Below are 20,763 nucleotides of genomic sequence, written 5' to 3' on the forward strand. Positions count from 1 at the left end.
CCCTGCGCACTACGCAGGGCCCGGCTCAAAACAGACAAAGGATCATTGCAATGGCTTTTATGTCCAAGGACTTCACGCGCCTGCTCAATACCCTGATCGACCAACAGATCAAGACGGCAGGGCGGCAAACCGAATGGTTCCACATGAGCGCCGACGAGCGCGCCGAGTACATCGGCCAGGTCGGCGAGCGGCTGCTGGAAATGCAGCAGAGCACCCTGAGCGTGCTGGCCGCCCAGCACTACCAGATGCAGGACAACCCGGTCTCGGTGAGCGACCAGTTGCAGGTGCTGCAACAACGCCGCAAAGAAATGAAGGCCATCGCCGACACTCCGGCCACCCTTGCCTACAAGCAGCAACTGGACCGCGACATCCAGCTGTACAGCCGCCAGGACACGGCGATCAGCCACTATGACAGCACCTGGAACAAGGCCCTGCGGCTGCTCAGTCCTGGTGGCGCCAAGGCCGAGGTCCTGCAAGCCGATGCGCCGGCCAAGCAGAAAGAGCTCAAGGGCCGGATCAATCGCCTGGAGAAGCTCCTGAGCGTGCAGGTTGCCGACTCCACCTTCAGTCAGGCCTACGTGACCCTGTTCTCCGAGCTGCAGGCCTACAAGGAGGTGAGTACTCGCTACAACGCCTTGCTCAAGGCCGCACCGCAGCAGCAGGCCGCGAGCCTGGCGGCACTGGTCAAGCCGCCTCGGGCTTCCGACGAGCTGCCGGTGAACCTGTCACTGCTGATGATGGAAGAGCGCCCGGGCTATATCCGCATGAACGTGGCACTGGTCAATGCCAGTACCGATGGGCGTTTCAAGGACTTCTACCTGGACCACGGCCGGCTGGTGGTGCCCACCGACGGCGTGCTGAATTTTTCCTTTGGCACCGCGGCCCGGTCCCTGGCCTGGCAGCAACAGTACCGGCTCAAGAGTGAGCCGCCGTCCATGCGCTCGCCGACCTTTGCGCCGATTCGCTCGGTGCTGGTCAAGACCGGGTTCGTCGAGCAGTACTTCGCCAACCATCTGGTGTCGGAAAGCTCCCTGCGTGAAGGCTTCAAGGCCCAGTTGCTGAGCAACGGCCACAAGCTGCTGTTGACCAACGTCGATCGCAAGGTGCCCAACCAGGTCGGCATCCAGGTATCGGGCCAGTCGCCCGGCACCAGCGTGCCTCGCGAAGTGCCCCTGGCCGGCGCCTTGAGCGAGCTGATCAACCAGAACGCGGACCTCAGCAGCTTCCAGACCCTGGGCGTCGAAGACTATCGGCAGCACAGCTACCACCCGGACCGCGACGGGCTGTTCGTCAATGTTCATGAGCTGCAGCGCTCGGTCGGCTTTGCCGAGCACCAGTACCTGCTGGAAATGCCCCAGGGCGACGCTTTCCGTTCGGCGACGCCGTTTGCCCTGATGACCGTCGAGGGCGACAAGGTCAGCAGCAGCCACCTGAGCAAGGCCCAGACCGAGGCTTTGTACCAATACAACGCGGCGTTTTTCGAGCGCCTGGAACAACTGCGCGACAAGGGCTTCAAGGCCAGCCGGCTGTTCGAAGGCAGCAGCGAGCGCGCCACCTTCGTGCAACAACTGACGCGCTTGCTCGAACGCAACCACATCACCCCGGCCGGGGTGCTGCTGGCGCAACACAGCCGCCCGAGCCTGCGGGATATCAAGGGCAACAACCTGAACAAGGTGCTGTGGGAACAGGCCTTCGCCGCGTCGGTCTGGCAGAGCCACGACAACGATCAACTGTTGTTCGACCTGGGGCAGAACCTGGTGCAGAGCCAGGCACTGGGCAAGGTCCTGCAAGGCGGCTATCTGCAAAGCGACATTGCCCAGGCCAAGTTGCTGCTGGCACCGCTGTATGAACAGTGGCGCGCCCAGGCGATCGAGGTGGAAACCCAGCGCGTGGCCAGCGCCAACGCCGCGCAGCATCCCGGCAACCCGAAGGTGCATGTCTTCGATAAGGTGACGCTGGAGCGCGGCCTGGACAGCAAACTGCTGAACCTGTTGTTGAGCGGCCCCCAGGGCCTGGCGCCGGCCGACGGCGCCTTGCGCCCGACGGTCGAGGCGCTGTTGTCCGGCGACCAGGGCCGCAGCCTGCGCAAGCAGGCGTTGTTCCATGCCCTGCGCCCCGTGGCCGACAGCTTTTCCAAGGCCGCGGTGCCGGTCAATGCCCATGCCGCGCTGACGCCGAAAACCGGCGCCGACAAGGTCATGATCAACAACCGGCTGAATCAGCCCGACCCCTACCTGATCCTCAATACCCACCCGGAGCAGGCCCAGACCGATACAGCGCTGCTGATCCAGGACGACAAGTACCGCAGCTACAGCCAGTTCCGTCCCGATCCGAACAATGAAGCCACGCGCTACATGAACGATTTGGACACCCCGTTCGTGGGGGGCATTTCCGGCACCACCCAGACCGTCAGCAATGCCTTGCCGGAGTTGTTCGGTCGTGTGCCGAGCGTCAAGCAGTACTGGCAGTTCCAGATGGCCAACGCGGCCTTCATGATCCGCAACGGCTATCACTCGTTCTTCGAAACCCTGTATGTCGCCGCCCGTTATGAACCCCAGGGGCCGGACAGCATCGGCCAGGACCTGCTGCAGACCTTCGACCGCTACCGTGCCCAAGGGCGCCGCGAGGCCTTGCACGGGGAGCTGTACGACGCGGTGATGGCCCGAGTCCTGCCCATCGTCAATCAAGGCCTGGCGCCGAGCGAGGAGTTCCATCCGCCGCGCTTCACCGACCTCGGCCCGCTGCCTGCGCTGTTGGGGCAGGCCGACAAGGACCGGCAACTCAAGGGCGGACTGACAGCCCACGAGGCCGGCTTCGAACCACGCCAGGGCAGCGCCGACATTCATCAGTTTGCCGCCGACCCGGTGCAGTTCGCCCAGACCCACACCCTCAGCGCCGAGGCCCTGGTCAAGGCCGGACGCTTGCCGGCCCAGGGCCACGTGCAGTTGGTGGAAGTCGCGCCCAAGCTGTATGAGCTCGAATACACCGAGCACAGCGCCAACTCCGTGAGCACCGCGAGCGCGGACAGCGTGCCGGCGTACTTCCTCGGCTACAACGGGCCGAACCAGGCCAACGCCGCGCCGGCCTATGTGGACATTCCCCGGCAGGCGAGCCCGGGCAGCTTCCTGTTTACCGGCACCTTGTCGGGCTGCTCGCTGGTGGTGACCCGCCTGGACGCCGATACCTATCGGGTCTATCACGACGGTCGGGTCAACAGTTCGCTGCTGTACGACAACGTGGTGATGGCGGTCGACTACAAGGACTACCAGGTGGCCGGCACGGCCGAGGGCCTGGCGGCGGCGTACATGCAATTCGTCGACGGTCAGTGGCAACTGGTGTTCCAGCGCCAGGAGTACCAGCGCGAGGGGCAGATGGTCTGGCCGAAGTTGCGCGAGGGTGCAGAGCCGCTTGCCATCCAGACCGCCGACAGTCAGGTGCAGGAACGCAACCGGATCCAGTTCGCCGAGTACCGCGAACAGGTGCACCAGAACCTGAAGAAAGTCGCGAGCCAGTTCGGCGTGTCCAGCGAAGGGGTGGCCGATGGCGTCTACAACGGCGGCGATTTCTCTGCCGAGCATCCGGCCATTGCCGCCTGGAATCGGCTGCGCGAAGCGGTCCACGCCAGGGTCAGTGCCGACATCGAACAGCTCAGCAACCAGCGCTATCAACTCCAGGAGCAGCGGCGCGGGGCGGGCGACAAGCGCCTGATCGACCAGCAGATCAAGCAGCTCAACCTCACCCAGGATTTCTACCGGGCGCAGTACGAGCCGGTCTTGCGTGAGGCCGCTTCGGTAGAAAAGACCTGGCTCTGGCAGCAGATCCAGGCCAAGCAAGGCAGCGCTGCGGTGGTGCGCACCGACGACACTGCGATCCAGGGCGGGGGCGATGAGCGCAGCACCAGCATCGGCGAGCGCTACGCCATTGCCGAGGCCTATCAGCGCGGGGCCCGGGGCACGGCCTTCAGCGATGGCGTGCGGGATTTCCGCGAGATCAAGATCCCCGGGCTGGACGGCAAGCAGTCGGCCCTGGAAATGAAGCGCCTGTTTCTCGACGGCCAGCTCACGCCTGGGCAGCGTGGCGCCTTGAGTGCTCGCATCAGCGAAACCAGCCAGGCCGAATACGTCGACAAGGTGCTGCGCCAGACCGCGACCTTCAGTGAAGACTTCCAGGGCGCCGGCAGTGTCTTCAGTCAGTTGGCACCCCAGGACTTTTACCTGTCGCTGGTGGGGGATCGCTCCGGCGGTCGCTGCTACCCGCTGGTCCGGGCCATGGCCGTGGCCCTGGCCAATGGCGGCGAGGCGGGGGTCAACAGCCTGGTGCAGAAGCTGTTCCTGGCCTCGGCCGATCCCCAGGCCGGCAGCTCGACCTTGCTCAAGAACAGCCTGATCCGCCTGCATTCCAATGTCGACGCGGTCCAGGCCTCCAAGGCGCTGGGGCAGTTCCAGTTGTCCGACGTGGTGGCGCGGCTGGCCAACAGCGGCAGCGACTCGATGTTTGCCCTCAATACCCGGAACCACTCGATGCTGGTGGGCAGTGCCCAGGGCCCCGAAGGCCGTCGCTACTACTTCTATGACCCGAACGTGGGGATCTTCGCCTTCGATTCCAGCAAGGGCCTGGCCAAGGCCATGGAGCAGCACCTGGTGCGCCGAAAACTGGCGGCGCACTACAGCTCGTTCGGCAGCCAGTCACAGCCGGCCTTCAACCTGGTCGAGATCGACACCCACAAGATGGCCGAGGTGCCGCTGGGCAGCGGGCTGAATGTCGCCGATCTGTCCCGTCCCGAGGAACTGGCCGGCGTCATCGGCCAACGCCGTCAGGTGGAGCAGGCGGTAGGTGCCCAGCAGCGTGTCAGCCAGGACCTGCGCCTGGGTGCGGCGCTGACCACCTTCGACGCCGAGCAATGGGGTGCGCGCTTCGATGCCGCCAGCACCCGACTGGCCCAGAAGCACCAGCTGAGCAGCCAGTGGATACCGATCATCGCCAACACCGAGGCGCAGCCGGAGGGCGGCTATCGGGTGCAGTTCATCAACCGTGACCAGCCCGAGCAGACCCGCTGGCTGAGCACCGACGATGGCACCTTTGTCGAATTCCGTCGTTTCGTCGATGAGCACATGAGCGTGCTCAGCGAGCACTTCACCCTGGAACACGGGCAGATCCGGCCCCGCGCCGGGGTCGGCGAAGCGGCGCATGTGGACGGCCTGAACGCGGGCTTTGCGGTCCAGACCCTGATCCAGTGGTTGGCCGACAAGAACCGCAAGGACGCAGCCCAGGGCGTGGTGTCACCGGACCTGGCCACGGCCCTGAAGATCCATAGCTACCTGGGCCTGGCGCAGATCGGCCACGGCACCGTGCAAGATGTGGCCAAGGTCACCCAACTGGTGCAAACCGCGTTGCGTGGCGAGGCCCTGGCCGCCGAGTCCTCGCTCAAGGACTTTGCCTCGACCCTGGGGCACACGGTCAACGAGGGCGCAGGCGTGCTGTTTGGCGGGGTCATGGTCGGCCTGGATGCCTATGAGCTGGCCCATGCCGAAAACGATGTGCAGAAAGCCGTATTCGGCACCCAACTGGCGTTCGATTCGGCGAGCTTCGTCAGCGGCGCGGCGGGTATCGGTGCCGGGTTGGTCGGCGCCTCGACCACCGCGGCGGTGCTGGGCGGCGCGGGGGTGATCCTCGGCGGCCTGGCGGTAGGCTTCACGGCCCTGGCCCAGGCTTTTGGCGCGGTGGCCGAAGACGCCAAGGCGGTGGGACGTTACTTCGATACCCTGGACAAGGCCTATCAAGGCAACGGCTACCGTTATGACGAGAAACAGCAGGTGCTGGTGCCGCTGCCCGGAGCGGTGGTCAAGCGCCTCGACCTGCGCTCAAGCGAGGTCGGTTTCGACAGCCAGTACATCTACCGCACCCATCACGGTTCCACCGGCTCCGGGGCGATCAACTACTTCTTCTGGGTTGGCGACTTCCCGCGGATGATCAACGACCGCGCCCAGGCGATCGAGGTGCGCAGCGGCATTGGCCATGGCGCCCAGCCGCCCAAACTCGACCACGGCGACAGCCGGACGGTGATCCTGCCGGGCACGCCCAAGTCCTACATCAGCTACGAGTACATGATCCTGCCGGGGGCCACCACCCGGCATGACACGGGCTTCGATGTGATTCGCAGGCTCGAGCAGGACCGGCGCTTCGACTACGACTTCTACATCTTCCCGAGCGAGGAAACGATCCGGCGCATTCACCAGGAGTACGTCGAGACGCCGGTAGAAGTGCTGCTGGATGGGCGCAACCGGCAATTGGTGGTACCGCAATTGCCCAAGGAACTGTACGGCTACCTGCGCTACGACATTCAGGGCGCCGGCGGCGAATACCTGATCGGCCTCAATGAAGGCACCGAGGTCAGGCTCAGCAACGAGGCCGGCCGTCAGCCGTCACGCTGGATCATCGACAGCAGCCAGCTGGAGAGCGACAGCATTACGGTGGCCAAGGACCATTTGCTGGTGGGCGGGGTCAATGTCAAGCTCGATCCGGCCCAAAGCGGCCAGGTGCTGCTGGTCAACGCCAAGGGCGAAGTACGGGCAGTCGATTTTGTCGGCCAGACCACTGACGTGGTCAAGGAAGACGCCAGCCAATGGCAAGTGCCCGGGCAGCGCATCGAACAGCACCTCAAGGACCTGGCCCAGGCCCATCAGTTGCACGGCCAATACGTGCTGGTGGAGAACTACAAGCACGGTGAGCGCAATGTCGGTCGGGCGTACTACGACGTCGCCAAGGACCGCATGCTGTTCACCGACACCGATGTACAGCAGGCCGGCAACGCCCAGCTGGGCGCGGTCATCGGCGAGCATGCCTACTTCGTCGATGCCCAAAACGCCGCCGCCTGGCGGGTCGAGATTGCCAGCGGCAAGGTCGATGCGCAGTTCGCCCCGTCATTCAACCAGAGCGCCGGCCAGATCAGCCGGTTCTGGCAAGAGGGCGACGCGGTGTATCTGGCCCGTCGTTATCAGCTCAAGGAACGGGAAGCCGAGCTGAGCTTCCGCATCCTCGGTGACCGGATGGAGCTGGTGGGGGTGGTCGGCGATGAGTCGCTGCTGCAACGGTCGGCAAGCAACGGTCAGCATGGCAGGGACGCCAAGACCCTGCTCAGTACCCTGCTCAAGGGCTACGAGGCTCAGACCACCCCGCGCGACACCCCGGTGTACAGCCTGGGCGCGCCCCTGCTGGAGCCGACCGCGGCAGAGCTGATCACGGTGTTTGGCCTGGATAACGCCAAAGTCGCGCACCGCTACTGGGTGCGCAGCAGCGATGGTGTGGTGATCAAGCCGAACCTGGCGCCACCGGCCGGGCAGGCGCCGAGTGCCGATGTGTCGGGGCAGGTGCAAAGTGCCTGGAAGATTCCGGCGGACCTGGTGTTGGCCGGCAGCCTGGCCCAGCCCGGTGGCCAGGAGGTGTTCTATTTCTACAGCCAGGCGCAGCAGGTGCTGTTCCGCCAGGAAGGGCCGGGGCAGCAGGTGCTCGATGCCGGCCAGCCAAGCGCCTTGCGCCTGACCACGCCGCCCCTGGCCAATGTGCTCAATCTCAACGGCCATCTGCTGGCCGTGACCCAGGACGGGCGCATGGCGCGGATCGAGGCGACCGGGCGCCTGAGCTATGAGGCGGTCAACGAGCATTGGCTCAAGGGGCGCAGTAGCTGGTGGAAGGACCTCGCCGAGGTCGCCGGCAGCAACGCCACCCTGGCGGTATTCGGGGTCAAGGCCGCCGACGGCAAGCGTGCGTTGCCAGTGTGGTACCACAACGCTCAGGTGGTGGTGGCGTCGTCCGCGCTGCAAGACAAGCCGCTGCAGTTTCTCGGCTTCGACGGTGCCAGTGGCAGTGCCCGGCTGTTCGAGCCCGAGAGCGGCAAGCTCTATCTGCAGCCGCCCCTGACATCACAGGCACTGCCGAGCGCGTTTGGCAACGATGAGGTGCTTGAGGCCTCGGCCCAATTGCCGGCCGCCATTGACTGGATGCCCACGCTGCAACTGCGCTCGGCGGTCCAGGTCGATGCCGGCTTGCGCCTGACCACCGTGCAGGGCGAAGTGCTGCTGCGCAGCAACAACGGCGATGTGCAGTTGGTGGCCGTGGACAAGGGCTGGCAGCAGGCACATCTGGGCAATCTGCCCCAGGCCCTGGCGACCGTGGCTGGACAGTGGGGCGCCAAAGGCGTGTTGACCTTGCAGGATGGCGCCAGCCGCGGCTGGTTCGATATCGCCAGTGGGCAGATGTTTGCCAGCAGCGGTATTGCGGGCAGCGACCTGCGCTTTATCGGAGTCGCTGCCGGGACGCCGAACTCGGCCTATGTCTATAGCCCGACCGAGCAGGCGCTGTATCAGCTCAAGGACGGCCAGGCACAGCAGCTTGGCCACTACGCCAATGTCGAGCGCATCGGCTCCTCGCTGCTGCTTCAGGGCGCCAGCGGCAATGGTCATCAGGATGATCTGGCGCCGCCGTTGATTGCCGGGGTCGACAGTGTGGTGCTGCACGGCGGCGCCGGGGGTGACACCTACCGCCTGACTCCGGCGATGTGGGCGCATTACCGCACGGTGGTCATCGACAACGACGATCCGGGCCTGGCTCTGGACCGGGTGATCCTGCCGGTGGCCGATGGCAAGCACATGCTCGTCAGCCGTCGGGGTGAGGACGTGCAGTTGACCGACACGGGCAATGGCACCGCCCTGGTGCTGCGCCAGGTGCTGGGCAGCCAGGCGGCCGCCCATGGGCATTTGCTGATCGAGCTCAAAGGCGATGCGTCGATGCTCAGCGTCGAGCAGCTGCTCAAGGGCTTTGGCCCGAGCGGATCAGCCCGGGACAGCGTGTTCGAGCTGGCCTGGAGCCAGCGCGAGACGCTGCCGGCGGCGAATGCTCTGAGCTCGGCGGCGGCTGGGCTGGACCCGGCGGCAGATGGCCAGGGCCCCAGCCTGGCAAAACTCAGCGGGGCCATGGCGGCCTTCGCTGACACAGGCGGCGCTCGCGAACAGCTGCCCAAACACCATCAGGCCGCGCAGGCGGTGCTGGTGCCTTCACTGACCTGACCACGCAGCAGAAACACAGGAGGGGCGCAAAGCCTCTCCTGTCTGCGGCCCTCTCTTTTCCCGGTGTTAGATCCAACCATGAGCAAACCCATGAATTCGCGGCAGCGAGCCTTTGCCGGCTGGCTGCTTGTCGTCCCGCTGTTGGCGGCGCCCCTGGCGCAGGCGCTGCCATTGCATCGGCAAGACCTGCTACAAGACTCAGAGCAGCATCCGCCACCCCCGATGCCACAACAGCGGCCCCAGGCGCTGCCCAGTGACCTGTGGCGGGTGTACCTGGATGCCCGGCAGAACAACAGCGAGCTGGCGGCGGCCCAGGCCGATCAGGCGGCCCGCGCCGAGGCGGTGCCCCAGGCCAGGGCCGGCCTGCTGCCGACGCTGTCCGCCAGCGCCGATCTGAATGCCACCCGCACCTCCCTGCAGCAGCCACGGCAGGACACCCGGCGCAGTGGCAACAGTTATCAGGCGGTGCTGAACCAGCCGATATTCCGCGCCGATCGCTGGTTCGCCCTCAAGGCGGCGCAAGCCGAAGACCAGCAGGCCCAGCTGGAGCTGGCCGCCGCCGAGCAGAAACTCATGTTCGACAGCGCCCAGGCCTACTTCGGCCTGCTCAAGGCCCAGGACGCCCTGGCGGCGGCCAAGGCCGAGGAAGCGGCGCTCAAGCGCCAGCAGCAACTGGCCGAGCGCGGCTTGCAACTGGGCCTGTCGGACCGCACCGATGTGCTGCAGGCCCAGGCCGGGCATGACACCGCGCGGGCCAACCGCATCGTCGCGCAGAAGCAGACCGACGATGCCTTCCAAGCCCTGGACACCCTGACGCATCAGCAGTACCAGGCGATCCAGGGGCTGCGCCACGACATGCCGGTGCTGTTGCCCGAACCCAACGACGCCCGGCGCTGGGTGGACACCGCGGTGCGCCAGAACCTGACCCTGCAGGCCAGCCAGTACGCCCTGGAGGCGACGCAGCAGACCCTGAGCGCGCGCAAGGCCGGGCACGCGCCGACCCTGGATGCGGTGCTGCGCTACCAGGTCGGTGACAACGACAGCCTGGGTTACGGCAACAGCGATATCCGTGGCAACGGCTACGGCGGCAACGTCGAGCAGCGCACGGTCGGGCTGCAGTTGAATATTCCGCTGTTCAGCGGCGGCCAGACCCGCTCCCAGGTGCGCGAAGCCCACCAGCGGATGAACCAGCGCGAGTCCCTCAACGACGGCTTGCGGCGTCAGGTCGTGGAGCAGACCCGCAACCTGCATCGTGGCCTCAACAGCGGTGTCGATCAGGTGCAGGCGCGGCGCCAGTCGATCATTTCCAACCAGGGCGCGGTGCTGGCCTCGCAGATGGGCTTCCAAGTCGGAACCCGCAATATCGTCGATGTGCTGGAGGCGCAGCGTCAGCTGTACAACGCCGTGCGCCAGTACAACAACAGCCGCTATGACTACATTCTCGACACCCTGCGGCTCAAGCAAGCGGTGGGAACCTTGTCGCCCCAGGACCTCAAGGCGCTTTGTGATTACCTCAAGGCCGACTACGATCCGGACCTGGATTTTCTGCCGCCGGAGTTTCCACGCCGGCTGGCCAAACGCTGACAGGGCCTGGCAAGGCACCGGGCCAGGGTTGGCGGGCAGGGTTTTTTTCAAGGTAAAGGGGCGAGCGGTTGTACGGGTTATTGGACTTCTTCGACAGTCACAAACGCTGCTGTTATGCCTTGGGGGTGGTGATCGCGGTCGGCGCCGCAGTGGCGTTGGGCAACTACTACCGGGTGCAGGTCGAAGACGTCTACCGGGCCAGCGTCCAGATGCAGACCCAGGAGCAGGCCCAGGACCTGGAGCAATGGAAATCCAACGGCTTTGCCATTGGCGCACTGTCGATCCTCGGGCGCCACAACCCCTGGCTCAAGCGCATCGTCCTGGAGCCTGCGCCCTCTGCCGAGCTGATGGAACGGGCCACCCTGCCGCTCAAAACCCTGTCCCTGGTGGTGGATGCCAACCATGCGTTTGTCCTCAACCGGGACGGGGTGGTGGTGGCCGCCTACGACCAGCAGGGGCAGACGCCCCTGGGGCTGAATGTGGCCTTCCGTCCCTACTTCAAAGTGGCCCTCAATGGCGGCAGCAGTGTCTACGGCGCCATCAGCACCAGTACCGGCACGCGCATGTTCTACATGGCGGTGCCGATCTTCGAATCGCGTACGCGCCAGGACCAGGTGATCGGGGTGCTGGTGGCGCGGTTTGACGCCGATACGCTCGATGCCAGCTTGAGCAAGCCGTACAGCGCCGATCTGCAGATGATCCTGTCCCCCAGCGGCGTGGTGCTGGCCGCCAGTTCCCCGGACTTGGTCCTCAAGTCCGACCGCGCCTGGCCCTGGAACCGCTTCACCGGGGAGATCCGCCGCCAGTTCAGCGACTATCGGTTTGCCAACGGGGTGCCCGAGCGCTTGCCCTTCGATGCCCACCAGCCGGTGGTCCGGCTGGACGGCCGGCGCTACAGCCTGTCCCGGGTGGATTTCGACTGGAATGACCCGAGCGGTCCCTGGACCCTGATCACCCTGGGCGACCTGGACGCACTGTTACCGGCGGAACAGGTGCTGCTGATCGAGGGAGTGAGTGCCCTGGTGTTCTTGCTGTTGCTGTGGGGCGGCCTGCGGCGTCTGGCCGACGCCCAACGACACAAGCGTGACGTGGCGCAGATCGAGCAGAGCGAACAGCGCCTGGACATGGCCCTGCAAAGCGGGGCCCTGGGGTTGTGGGACTGGAACCTGCACCTGGGGACCGTCATCAACAACGATGTCTGGCTGCAGATTCTTGGCTACAGCAAACAGCAGATGGAACAGGCCTTCGGCCATGGCCTGGAGCGCTGGACCGCTCTGGTGCACCCGGACGACTACGAGCCGGTGATGGCCCGGCTCAAGGCGCACCTGAACGATGAAGTCGGCGAATACCGCGCCGAATACCGCATGCGCAACAAAGAGGGGCAATGGCTGTGGGTCATGGACATCGGCAAGATCATGCAGCGCGACGCCAGTGGCGCGCCGACGCGAGTCACCGGGGTGCTGCAGGACATCAGCGAGCGCAAGGCGGTGGAAGCGCAAATCCAGCAATCACGGCGCGATGCCGAGCGGGCGACCCAGGCCAAGTCGGAATTTCTCGACTGCATGTCCCATGAAATCCGCACGCCGCTGAACGCGATCATCGGCATGGCCCACCTGGTCCAGGACTTGCCGTTGGAGCCGGTACAGCGCGACTACATCGAAAAGATCGACCGTGCGGCCAAGCACCTGGTGGGCACCATCAACGGCGTGCTGGATCTGTCGAAGATCGAGGCCGGCAAGCTGAGCATGGAGCAAACCGGCTTTGACCTGCGGGAGCTGGTGGACGATGTGTTGCTGCTGGTTCGCCAGCGCGCAGAGGAAAAGGCGCTGCGGCTGCAGCTGGATATTCCGGCGTCGCTGCCGCGCCGTTACGTCGGTGATCCACTGCGTCTGGCCCAGGTGCTGACCAACCTGGTGGACAACGCGATCAAGTTCACCGAGGCCGGGCATGTCTGTATCGGTGTGTGCCTGGTGCGCCAGTGGGATCATCAGGCCCTGCTGTGCTTCAGCGTCACCGACACCGGGGTAGGCATCAGCGACGAGCAGCAGGCCCGTTTGTTCAATGCCTTTGTCCAGGCCGACCGGTCCATCAGTCGGCGTTACGGCGGCAGCGGCCTGGGGCTGACCATCTCGAAGAAAATCGTGCAACTGATGCAGGGCGATATCTGGGTCAATAGCCGGCTGGGGCAGGGCGCAACGTTCAAGTTCAGTGTGCAGCTGGGGCTGGCGCCGCCAGCGCTTGAGCAAGGGCACGCTTCAAGCGGTACTGCGCCTGCCGGGCCATCGATGGGCGAGGTCGCGGGGCCGGGTCTGGTCAATGCCCCGGCACGCTGGCTGGCGGGGAAACGGGTGCTGGTGGTCGAGGATAACCGTCTCAACCAGGAAGTGCTGCTGGGCCTGCTGCAGCGCGTCGGGGTCCAGGTGGTGCTGGCGGTCAATGGTGCCGAGGCCTTGCGCCTGTTGCTGGAGCAGGGGCATTTCGATGCCGTGCTGATGGATTGCCAGATGCCGGTCATGGACGGCTTCGGCACCACGCGCAAGATTCGTGGCTACCCCCATTTGCAGTCCCTGCCGATCATTGCCGTGACCGCCAGTCACCAGACCGATGTGCAGGGCAGGGCGCTGGCGGCCGGCATGAGCGATCTGCTGAGCAAGCCCCTGGAGGTCGCGGCGCTCTATCGGACCCTGGTGCGCTGGATTGCAGGCACGGACATGCCGCTCGCGCAGAGCGCAGCGCTGCCGGATGCAAGCGTCTTGACCTCGACCTACGAAGGGATCGACACCGCGCTGGGGCTGGCGGTGGTCAACCAGGACCTGGCTCTGCAGCGCAAACTCTTGGTCGACTTTCGTGACGGCCAGCAGCAGGTCATCGAGCGCTTGTGGCACGCCCATGCCGCCGGGGACTTGGCCGCCATCGGCTTTCTGGCCCACAACCTGCAGGGCAATGCCGGGAGCATCGGCGCCACGGCGGTCAAGGAAGCCGCTAGACAGCTTGAGGAAAAGGAAGCCGGGCCGGCAGCGCTGGGGCCGCTGATCGAGCATCTGGCGCAGTGCCTGGAGCCGGTACTGGCCGGCCTGGCTTCCCTGCCAGTGGCGAACGAAGATCTGGTAGCGCCGAGCCTGGGACTGGACGCTGAGCAGGTGCTGGCGCTGGAGCGGCTGGCCCAGCTGCTGCGCAAGCATAATGCCCAGGCCCTGGCGCTGATCGATGAGCTGTACGAGCAATACCCGTGCGGCCCGCTGCGGGCCATTCAAGAGCGGATCTACCGCTTGGAGTTCCAGCAGGCCCTTGACCTGCTAGTGGACTTGCAGGGCTAGCGGCTGTTCTGGCTCAGGGCCTGATAGCGGGCCATGCGGTCAGTGCAGTGCTCGACCAGGCATTGATGCAAGGCGCGCAACGACGAAGTGATCTGCGAGCGGTGCGATACCACCAGATTCAGCGGCGCAGGATCGGATTGCCAGCCCGGCAGCAGCGCCAGCAAGCGACCGGCGAGCAGGTCCTCGACGACATTCAGCAGCGGCAGGTTGACCACGCCGTGGCCGGCCACGGCCCAGCGCCGTGCGGCATCGCCATCATCACAGCAAAAGTGCCCTTGCACCGGCACGTCCTCGACCTTGCCGGCGCCATGGAAACGCCAGCGACTCTCCGGGCGGCCGATGCTGTGACAGATGATGCATTCGTGTTCGCTCAACTGTTGCGGCGCCTCAGGCTGGCCATGTTGCGCCAGGTAGTCGGGCGCGGCGCAGGCGATGAAGTAATGCTGCTTGAGCACCGGCAGCTCGACCAGATCCAGCGCCTGGTTCTTGCCATAGCGCAACGCAGCATCGAAGCGCCCCTTGAGCAGGTCCTCTTGCTTGTCGCTCAGCGCCAGCTTGATGTACATGCGCGGCCGCTCATGCTTGAGCCGGGCGAGCATGTCCAGCAGCAAATTGCGGCCCAGGTCGGAAGACACCGTGAGTTCCAGCATGCCGTCATCGTGGCGCAACGAGCGCTTGCCGTTGGCCAGGATCTTCAACGCGTGCTGGGCACTGTCCAGGTAGCGTGCGCCTTCGGGGGTGAGCTTCATGGTGCGAGTGGAGCGGGTGAACAGCCGCACCCCGAGGCGACTTTCCAGGCGCTTGAGCCCCAGGCTGGCGGCAGCCGGGGTGATCGACATGACGCGGGCAGCGGGGGAAAGGCCCTGCAGCTCGGCGATCAGAATGAACAGCTCCAGATCCGCGAAGTTAGGCATTGGCCAGGCTCACCGTCCGCTCACCGGCCAAAAAAGGTCTGTGACGAACTGAGCAAGGCCGCCGACAGTGCCTGCGGGTCGCCGCCGATGCATTGCTCGAACCCGGGCTGGCGGTACAGCTGGTCCATGGCATGCGCATGCCGACTGTGGAGGTCCTCGGGCGCGCTCTGCAGCAGGCTCAGATGGTAGTTCAGCGCCAGGGCAAACAGACGGGCCGAGAGTGGCAACTGCTCGCCGCTGGGCAGCTCCCCAGGGCCCTTGAGCAAGGCGTCGGCGTGGGTCATTTTCCAGGCGAGGTTGAGGATCGGATCTTCCGGCTCGGCGTGGGCGAGAATCTCTTCGATCAACAGCCTGCTGTGGCCCAGGGCCTGATCGATGCGGCTGCCCGGCTGATTGAGGCCCATCAGCGCCAGGCAGGCGGCGCTGCGAAAGGCCGCGGGGTCGCGCCGGCTCAGGCTGCTGCGCAGCACAATCGACAGGCTGTCGAGCAGGGCTTGGAGACGGATCAGCGGATTGCCGGCCAGTTGCAGGGTCAATGCACTGACAAAACCGTCGCGCATGTCGCTGCCGGCGCAAGGTCCGGGCGCCGCTGGCAGGCCATGCAGGGGCTTGTTGCGGTAGCCCAGTTGTGTGGCCACCCGGGCCAGTACCACCGGCGGTGAAATCGGCTTGGCGATGTAATCGGCGGCGCCCAGCAGCAGCCCCAGGCGTTCATCTTCGACGCTGCTGCGCGAGGTGAGGAAAATCACCGGAATGGTTGCAGTCGCCGGGTCGCTCTTGAGCGCGCTGAGCACCTGGAAGCCGTCCATCTCAGGCATCAGGATGTCGAGAATGATCAGGTCGGGACTGGCACTGCGCGCCAGGGCCAGGCCACGCTCGCTGTTCTTCGCCAGCAGCACTTCATACTCGCAGGTCAAGGTTTTCGACAGCACGATCAACGACTGCGGATCGTCGTCGATCGCCAGGAGGGTATAGGGCTTGGAAGCATGCTCTGCGGGCATGACGAGGGGCCTGAACAAAATAGGCCGGCAGTCTAACTGATTTGCGTTATGGGCTCCTAGCGTCCAGCTGCCGCAGTCGCTGCGTCGGGGGGTTAGCGATAAGGGTTGAATTGACGCCGCGCTGCTGTCATTCAGCTTCGCCAGGACGCCAGGAACCGCAGCGTTCAATAGCGCCAGAAAACCGGGGTAATCAGTACCAGCACCGTCAGGATTTCCAGGCGCCCCAGAAGCATGCCGATGGTCAGCAGCCATTTCGCCGCATCAGGCAGCGATGAGAAGTTGCCGGCAGGCCCAATGATGCTGCCCAACCCGGGGCCGACGTTGCACACTGCGGTGGCAGCGCCGCTCAATGCCGTCGTCCAGTCCAGGCCAATCAGGGCAAGCCCCAGGGCCAGTAGTGCAATGGTGATGGTGAAGAAGAACGAGAACGTCAGCAGCGAGCGCACAATATCCTCGTCGATGGGATGGCCGTTGTACTTTTTCTGAATCACCGCCCGTGGGTGAATCAACTGCTTCAGACTGCTGATCAGCAGACTTGCAGCGACCTGGAAACGGAAAATCTTCAAACCGCCAGCCGTGGAGCCCGAGCAGCCGCCGACAAAGGTCAGGTAAAAGAACAGCAACACTGCAAAACTACCCCACGTGGTGTAGTCACCCACGGCGATGCCGGTGGTGGTGACCACTGACGTCACATTGATCGCCACAATCCGCAGTGCGTCCCACCATCCGTAATCGCTGTGCCAGGACAGCCAGGTTCCCACCGCCAGGGAGATGACGATGAGGAAACCCAGGAAGCCACGGACCTGATGATCCTTGAACAGTGCACGCCGATTGCCTCGCAACGTCGTCACATAGAGCGTGAAGGGCAGGCTGCCGAGGATCATGATGACCACCGCGATCCAGTGTATGGCCGGTTGAGTCCAATGTCCGAGCGAAGCATCGGAAGTCGAAAAACCTCCAGTTGAAATCAGTGACATGGCGTGATTGACCGCTTCGAAAGGCGTCATCCCGGCAATCCACAGCGCCAGGGTGGCCAAGCCGGTGAGCCCCAGATAGACCAGCAGGATCGACTTGGCTGCGACGTGGGAGCGAGGCGCAACCTTTTCCGACCAGTCCGAGGATTCGGTCTGGAACAAGCGCATGCCCCCGACCCGTAACAATGGCAGCACCGCCACTGCCATGCCGATGAAACCGATACCGCCCAGCCAGTGCAGCATGGAGCGCCAGATCAGCAGACCAGGCGAGGCTGAGTCCAGCCCGGTAAGGACGGTCGAGCCTGTGGTCGTGATACCAGACATCGTTTCGAAGAAGGCATCGGTGTAGCTGATGTGGTGAATGAACACCATGGGCAATGCGGCAAAGATACACACAACCAGCCAACTGCCTGTGGTCAGCAGGTACATGTCGCGGGGCCGCAGTTGAGTGCCTTCGCGGCTGCGCTGCATAACCAGCAACAGGCCCGTGACAAAGGTAATCATGCTGGACCAGAGGAACGCGGACAGCTCCTCGTTGCGGTCATGGATCAGTAACGTGATCATCGGAATAGCCATGCTGATGGCCAGGGTGATCAGAAAAATACCCAAGATAAAACCGATAAGTCGCATTGCCGCGATGGACATAAAAACCAGCCTGCTGAGTGATAACCGCGCAGCATCGGATATCTGTGCCTGGAGCGCTATAAAGTTTCAGTAAATTTTTGCCGCGAGGGCGCTTACGCCATTGAAGCCCTGCTTCATCCGTTGTGTTGTTCGATGTTAAAGTCGCCGCCATGAAATTGTCCCGACCCGACCGTTCGCTCATTGCCTGGACTCTGTATTTTTGTGTCCTGTTCAATGTGTTCGCCTGCGGTTTGGGGCACGGCCAGATGATGGGCTTTGCCCTCAACGGCGTGGGCGGGCAGTTCTGCTCCTCCCTGGGCAGCAAGGCCCCGGTGCAGACATCCGACTTCAGCGACCAGAGCGCCAGTACCTGGGCCGGCAGTTTTTCCTGCCCGGTCTGTTCGGGAGCCGCGCTCAGTCTGGTCCTGCTGTTTTGCCTGAGCTGGCTGCTGCGTATCGGCCAGCTCCGGCGCCGTACACTCGAACCGCGCTGCAAGGCGCCCCCGCGCTATTCCTGGCCTTCGGCCAACCCCAGGGCTTCTCCCCACGCTTGCGCATGACCTTTGTTAATCGCACGTCCCCCGGTCAATGGGCCGAGGACCTGTGCATGGTTATGGCTGAGATGGAAAGGAGCACGAGATGCCTCGAATCATTCAAGGTTGGCAACAGCGCCTGCTGCCTGTAGCCCGCAAAGCGGGCAAGCGCCGCTGGAGGCTGACATGCGCGCACTAGCAATCCCTTCTGGCGCCTCCCGTCTGGTGAGTAAAAGCACACGGGTAAATAACCACGGCGACTTTCTGCTGCCGTTTCCCGATTACCCGAGCAACGCTCGCAGCTTCGTGCACCTGGATGCGCGCCTGTTGCCGTACTGGCACACCCTGTTCGATGTCTGTCCGGGGCTGCTCAAGCTTGATCCTCCGGATGGCTTGAATATCTTCCGCGGGTTCATGACCTGGGCCTATCGCAATCATCCGCCGCTGAACTGGACCTATTACCTGAGCGTGTGCCGCTGGCTGCTGGGTTCACGCTACCAAGCGCGGATCAACGAGGAGCACATAGAGGCGTTCATGAGCGCAGCGGCTGCGCGCTGGATCAACACCGACGACAGTCAGGCACGCGGCCTGGTGCTGGCCTGGCGCGAGTCACCGGACTGGGTGTTTGACTGGAAGGTGGCATCGCGTTCGGTGCCGGCGGGCAATGGCGAGCCGGAAGAATATCCGCCGGTGCCTTGGGACTTTGCCTGGTGCCCGTTAAGCGCCAAGGGAGGCTCGGGTTTCCGGCGCTGGTTGCCGATTCCCTGAGCCCGGCATCGGTCCAACGCCTTGCGGTGCTTGCTGAGCGGCCTTGGCGCAAGCGCTGACTCCCGGCAGACGCAAGGTCTGCCGGGGTCCTTGCATTACTGCGGCAGCAGCACGCTGTCCACCACATGAATCACCCCATTGGACTGCATGACATCGGCGATGCTGATCGCGGCCTTGGCGCCTTTGACATCGATGACCCAGAGCTTGCCTTCATAGGGTTTGACGGTCAGCGCTTCGCCCTGGACGGTCTTGAGCGTGACCTGTCCGCCATTTTGCTTGGCCTCGGCCATCAGTTGCCCGGCGGTTTGGGTTCCGGGCACCACATGGTAGGTCAGGATCTTCGTCAGGTCGGCCTTGTGCTCAGGCTTGACCAGAGTCTCGACCGTGCCGGCCGGCAGCTTGGCGAACGCCTCGTTGGTGGGCGCAAACACGGTGAACGGGCCTTTGCTGTTGAGGGTGTCCACCAGCCCCGCGGCCTTGACCGCCGTGACCAGGGTGGTGTGGTCCTTGGAGTTGACCGCGTTCTCCACGATGGTTTTGCTGGGGTACATCGCAGCGCCACCGACCATCACCGTATCGGCGGCGAAAGCGCTGAGGGGGGCAGCGACGGAGAATACGGCGAAGCAGACAGCGGCCAGGCGTTTGCTAAAGGTTTGCATGATGCAGCTCCTCGATTATTCGGCCCTCCTGATGAGGGTGCTGAATGTACGGTGCGCATCGGCAAACGGATGCAGCGCTGGCCGATTTTTGCGGCCAGCGCTCGGTCAAGCGACTCGGAAGCGCCATCCCGGGCTGCGCAGCAAGCGCAGAACAGGGCAGGGCGCGCGGCGCCTTACTTCGACATCCAGCTGATCACCGCTTGGTAATCCTCGGCGCTGCAATCCATGCACAAGCCACGGGGCGGCATGGCATTGAAGCCTTCGGTCACGTGCTTGACCAATACCTCAGTGCCTTGAGCCAGGCGCGGCTTCCAGGCTTGCTGATCGCCTTTTTTCGGCGCCATGGGCAACTGCCCGCTGTGGCAGGCGGTGCAGGCGCGGTTGAACACTGCCTGTGGGTCCTGGGCGGCGTGAGCACTGGTGAATGCGAGTAAACAGGCGGCGGCCAATAGGGTCTTCATGACGGTCCTCATCGTGTTCTTATCATCAGGTTGTCGTGCAGGTGCGCGATGGAGGCAGTGTAGGGAGGGGATTCTTACGCACCCACTGCGACAGCCTGCCGCAGGTGCTGGCAGCCAGCGCTCAGTTGAGCGATCCGCCTGAAGAGGGCAGTCGGCCTGTGGCAGGTTGTCGCACGTCAGGCCGGCAAAGCCTGCGTGCTACATTGCCGGCCGACGGGATGCTTTCTCTAGGCAGGGTTACATCACGTCACTGAGTGCCGGTGTTTCGCGAGGAGCACGGCACTTTTTTGCAGATTTCACGGGTCGGGCCTGGCAGGCATCGACGCCAACGATCAGGCACTCAAGCACGGAACATGCCCCTTCACCGGGCATCGCTGATACACCCAAACGGCAGGGACACTTGCATGATCTTCAACCGGCACCGGCGACACGCTAGGCCCACGCTCGACCTGCTGGTCTGCCTGTTGGCCATGGTCTTGCAGGCGGTGACCTGGGCCAGCATGCCGATGCCCGTCGCGGGCTCCAGCGCCAGCGATGAGTGGCTGCTGGTGTGCACCGCCCAAGGCATGCAGCGCGTGTCCCTTGCCGAGTTCCAGGCCCGCGCCGGCCAGGATCAGGATCAGGACGACAACCAGGGGCAGGGGGCTGCCCAAGGCTGTGCCCTATGCCCCTTTGTCGGCGGTGTGGCGCTGCAGCCGGCCTGGCCTTTGCTGTCGGCAGATGGCGACGACCATGGGGTCCCAAGCGCGCCTGCAGATACCCGTCCTCCCGTCAGCAAGAGCTACGACACGTCCCAGGCCAGGGCGCCGCCGGCCATCGGCTGATCGCCTGTCATCACGCCAGCCCTGAAGTTGTAGGCCTGGCGC

The 20,763-nt window shown here is 64.4% G+C and carries 11 protein-coding genes; 6 read left to right on the forward strand and 5 right to left on the reverse strand.

Annotation, left to right across the window (positions count from 1 at the left end):
* Nucleotides 1-50: 50 nt before the first annotated feature.
* The 3 genes from DWF74_RS00550 to DWF74_RS00560 all read left to right on the forward strand — a co-directional run bounded on the left by DWF74_RS00550 (nucleotide 51) and on the right by DWF74_RS00560 (nucleotide 13,963).
* Complete coding sequence (locus DWF74_RS00550; protein ID WP_115580022.1) at nucleotides 51-9,062, forward strand: TcdA/TcdB pore-forming domain-containing protein; 9,012 nt, start codon at nucleotides 51-53, stop codon at nucleotides 9,060-9,062.
* 78 nt (nucleotides 9,063-9,140) lie between these two features.
* On the forward strand, nucleotides 9,141-10,646 hold the full coding sequence (locus tag DWF74_RS00555) for a TolC family outer membrane protein (RefSeq protein ID WP_115580023.1): 1,506 nt from the start codon (nucleotides 9,141-9,143) through the stop codon (nucleotides 10,644-10,646).
* An 80-nt stretch (nucleotides 10,647-10,726) separates the two neighbouring features.
* Nucleotides 10,727-13,963 (forward strand): ATP-binding protein, encoded by a 3,237-nt coding sequence (locus DWF74_RS00560; RefSeq protein WP_115580024.1) that lies wholly within the window; start codon nucleotides 10,727-10,729, stop codon nucleotides 13,961-13,963.
* Here the strand turns inward: DWF74_RS00560 and DWF74_RS00565 are convergent.
* The 3 genes from DWF74_RS00565 to DWF74_RS00575 form a co-directional block, all read right to left on the reverse strand.
* Complete coding sequence (locus DWF74_RS00565; protein WP_115580025.1) at nucleotides 13,960-14,877, reverse strand: LysR family transcriptional regulator; 918 nt, start codon at nucleotides 14,875-14,877, stop codon at nucleotides 13,960-13,962. The genes DWF74_RS00560 and DWF74_RS00565 overlap by 4 nt on opposite strands.
* Before the next feature lie 20 nt (nucleotides 14,878-14,897).
* Nucleotides 14,898-15,878, reverse strand: a complete 981-nt coding sequence (locus DWF74_RS00570) for a response regulator (protein WP_102865050.1) — start codon at nucleotides 15,876-15,878, stop codon at nucleotides 14,898-14,900.
* Nucleotides 15,879-16,042: 164 nt separating this feature from the next.
* Entirely contained in the window at nucleotides 16,043-17,497 is a 1,455-nt protein-coding gene (locus tag DWF74_RS00575) for a TrkH family potassium uptake protein (protein WP_115580026.1), read from the reverse strand.
* Nucleotides 17,498-17,646: 149 nt separating this feature from the next.
* Here DWF74_RS00575 and DWF74_RS00580 point away from each other — a divergent pair, with 149 nt between their 5' ends.
* Nucleotides 17,647-18,036, forward strand: coding sequence for a DUF2946 domain-containing protein (locus DWF74_RS00580; RefSeq protein ID WP_115582395.1), 390 nt, complete (start codon nucleotides 17,647-17,649; stop codon nucleotides 18,034-18,036).
* A 159-nt stretch (nucleotides 18,037-18,195) separates the two neighbouring features.
* A complete protein-coding gene (locus DWF74_RS00585) occupies nucleotides 18,196-18,777 on the forward strand; it encodes a putative natural product biosynthesis protein (protein WP_115580027.1) in 582 nt (193 codons plus the stop codon).
* A gap of 95 nt (nucleotides 18,778-18,872) precedes the next feature.
* On the opposite strand, the gene DWF74_RS00590 is transcribed toward DWF74_RS00585, so the two are convergent.
* Entirely contained in the window at nucleotides 18,873-19,436 is a 564-nt protein-coding gene (locus DWF74_RS00590; protein ID WP_102865034.1) for a fasciclin domain-containing protein, read from the reverse strand.
* Nucleotides 19,437-19,609: 173 nt separating this feature from the next.
* Entirely contained in the window at nucleotides 19,610-19,897 is a 288-nt protein-coding gene (locus tag DWF74_RS00595) for a c-type cytochrome (RefSeq protein ID WP_115580028.1), read from the reverse strand.
* 404 nt (nucleotides 19,898-20,301) lie between these two features.
* Between DWF74_RS00595 and DWF74_RS00600 the strand changes: the two genes are divergently transcribed.
* On the forward strand, nucleotides 20,302-20,721 hold the full coding sequence (locus tag DWF74_RS00600) for a DUF2946 family protein (RefSeq protein WP_115580029.1): 420 nt from the start codon (nucleotides 20,302-20,304) through the stop codon (nucleotides 20,719-20,721).
* Nucleotides 20,722-20,763: the final 42 nt, after the last annotated feature.

The sequence above is a fragment of the Pseudomonas protegens genome (assembly GCF_003363755.1).
Taxonomy (GTDB): domain Bacteria; phylum Pseudomonadota; class Gammaproteobacteria; order Pseudomonadales; family Pseudomonadaceae; genus Aquipseudomonas; species Aquipseudomonas danubii.

Excerpts from the sequence above, each read along its gene's own strand:
- DWF74_RS00550 (WP_115580022.1), top strand. The coding sequence starts at position 51 with ATGGCTTTTATGTCCAAGGACTTCACGCGCCTGCTCAATACCCTGATC.
- DWF74_RS00555 (WP_115580023.1), top strand. The coding sequence starts at position 9,141 with ATGAGCAAACCCATGAATTCGCGGCAGCGAGCCTTTGCCGGCTGGCTG.
- DWF74_RS00565 (WP_115580025.1), bottom strand. The coding sequence starts at position 14,877 with ATGCCTAACTTCGCGGATCTGGAGCTGTTCATTCTGATCGCCGAGCTG.
- DWF74_RS00570 (WP_102865050.1), bottom strand. The coding sequence starts at position 15,878 with ATGCCCGCAGAGCATGCTTCCAAGCCCTATACCCTCCTGGCGATCGAC.
- DWF74_RS00575 (WP_115580026.1), bottom strand. The coding sequence starts at position 17,497 with ATGTCCATCGCGGCAATGCGACTTATCGGTTTTATCTTGGGTATTTTT.
- DWF74_RS00580 (WP_115582395.1), top strand. The coding sequence starts at position 17,647 with ATGAAATTGTCCCGACCCGACCGTTCGCTCATTGCCTGGACTCTGTAT.
- DWF74_RS00585 (WP_115580027.1), top strand. The coding sequence starts at position 18,196 with ATGCGCGCACTAGCAATCCCTTCTGGCGCCTCCCGTCTGGTGAGTAAA.
- DWF74_RS00590 (WP_102865034.1), bottom strand. The coding sequence starts at position 19,436 with ATGCAAACCTTTAGCAAACGCCTGGCCGCTGTCTGCTTCGCCGTATTC.
- DWF74_RS00595 (WP_115580028.1), bottom strand. The coding sequence starts at position 19,897 with ATGAAGACCCTATTGGCCGCCGCCTGTTTACTCGCATTCACCAGTGCT.
- DWF74_RS00600 (WP_115580029.1), top strand. The coding sequence starts at position 20,302 with ATGATCTTCAACCGGCACCGGCGACACGCTAGGCCCACGCTCGACCTG.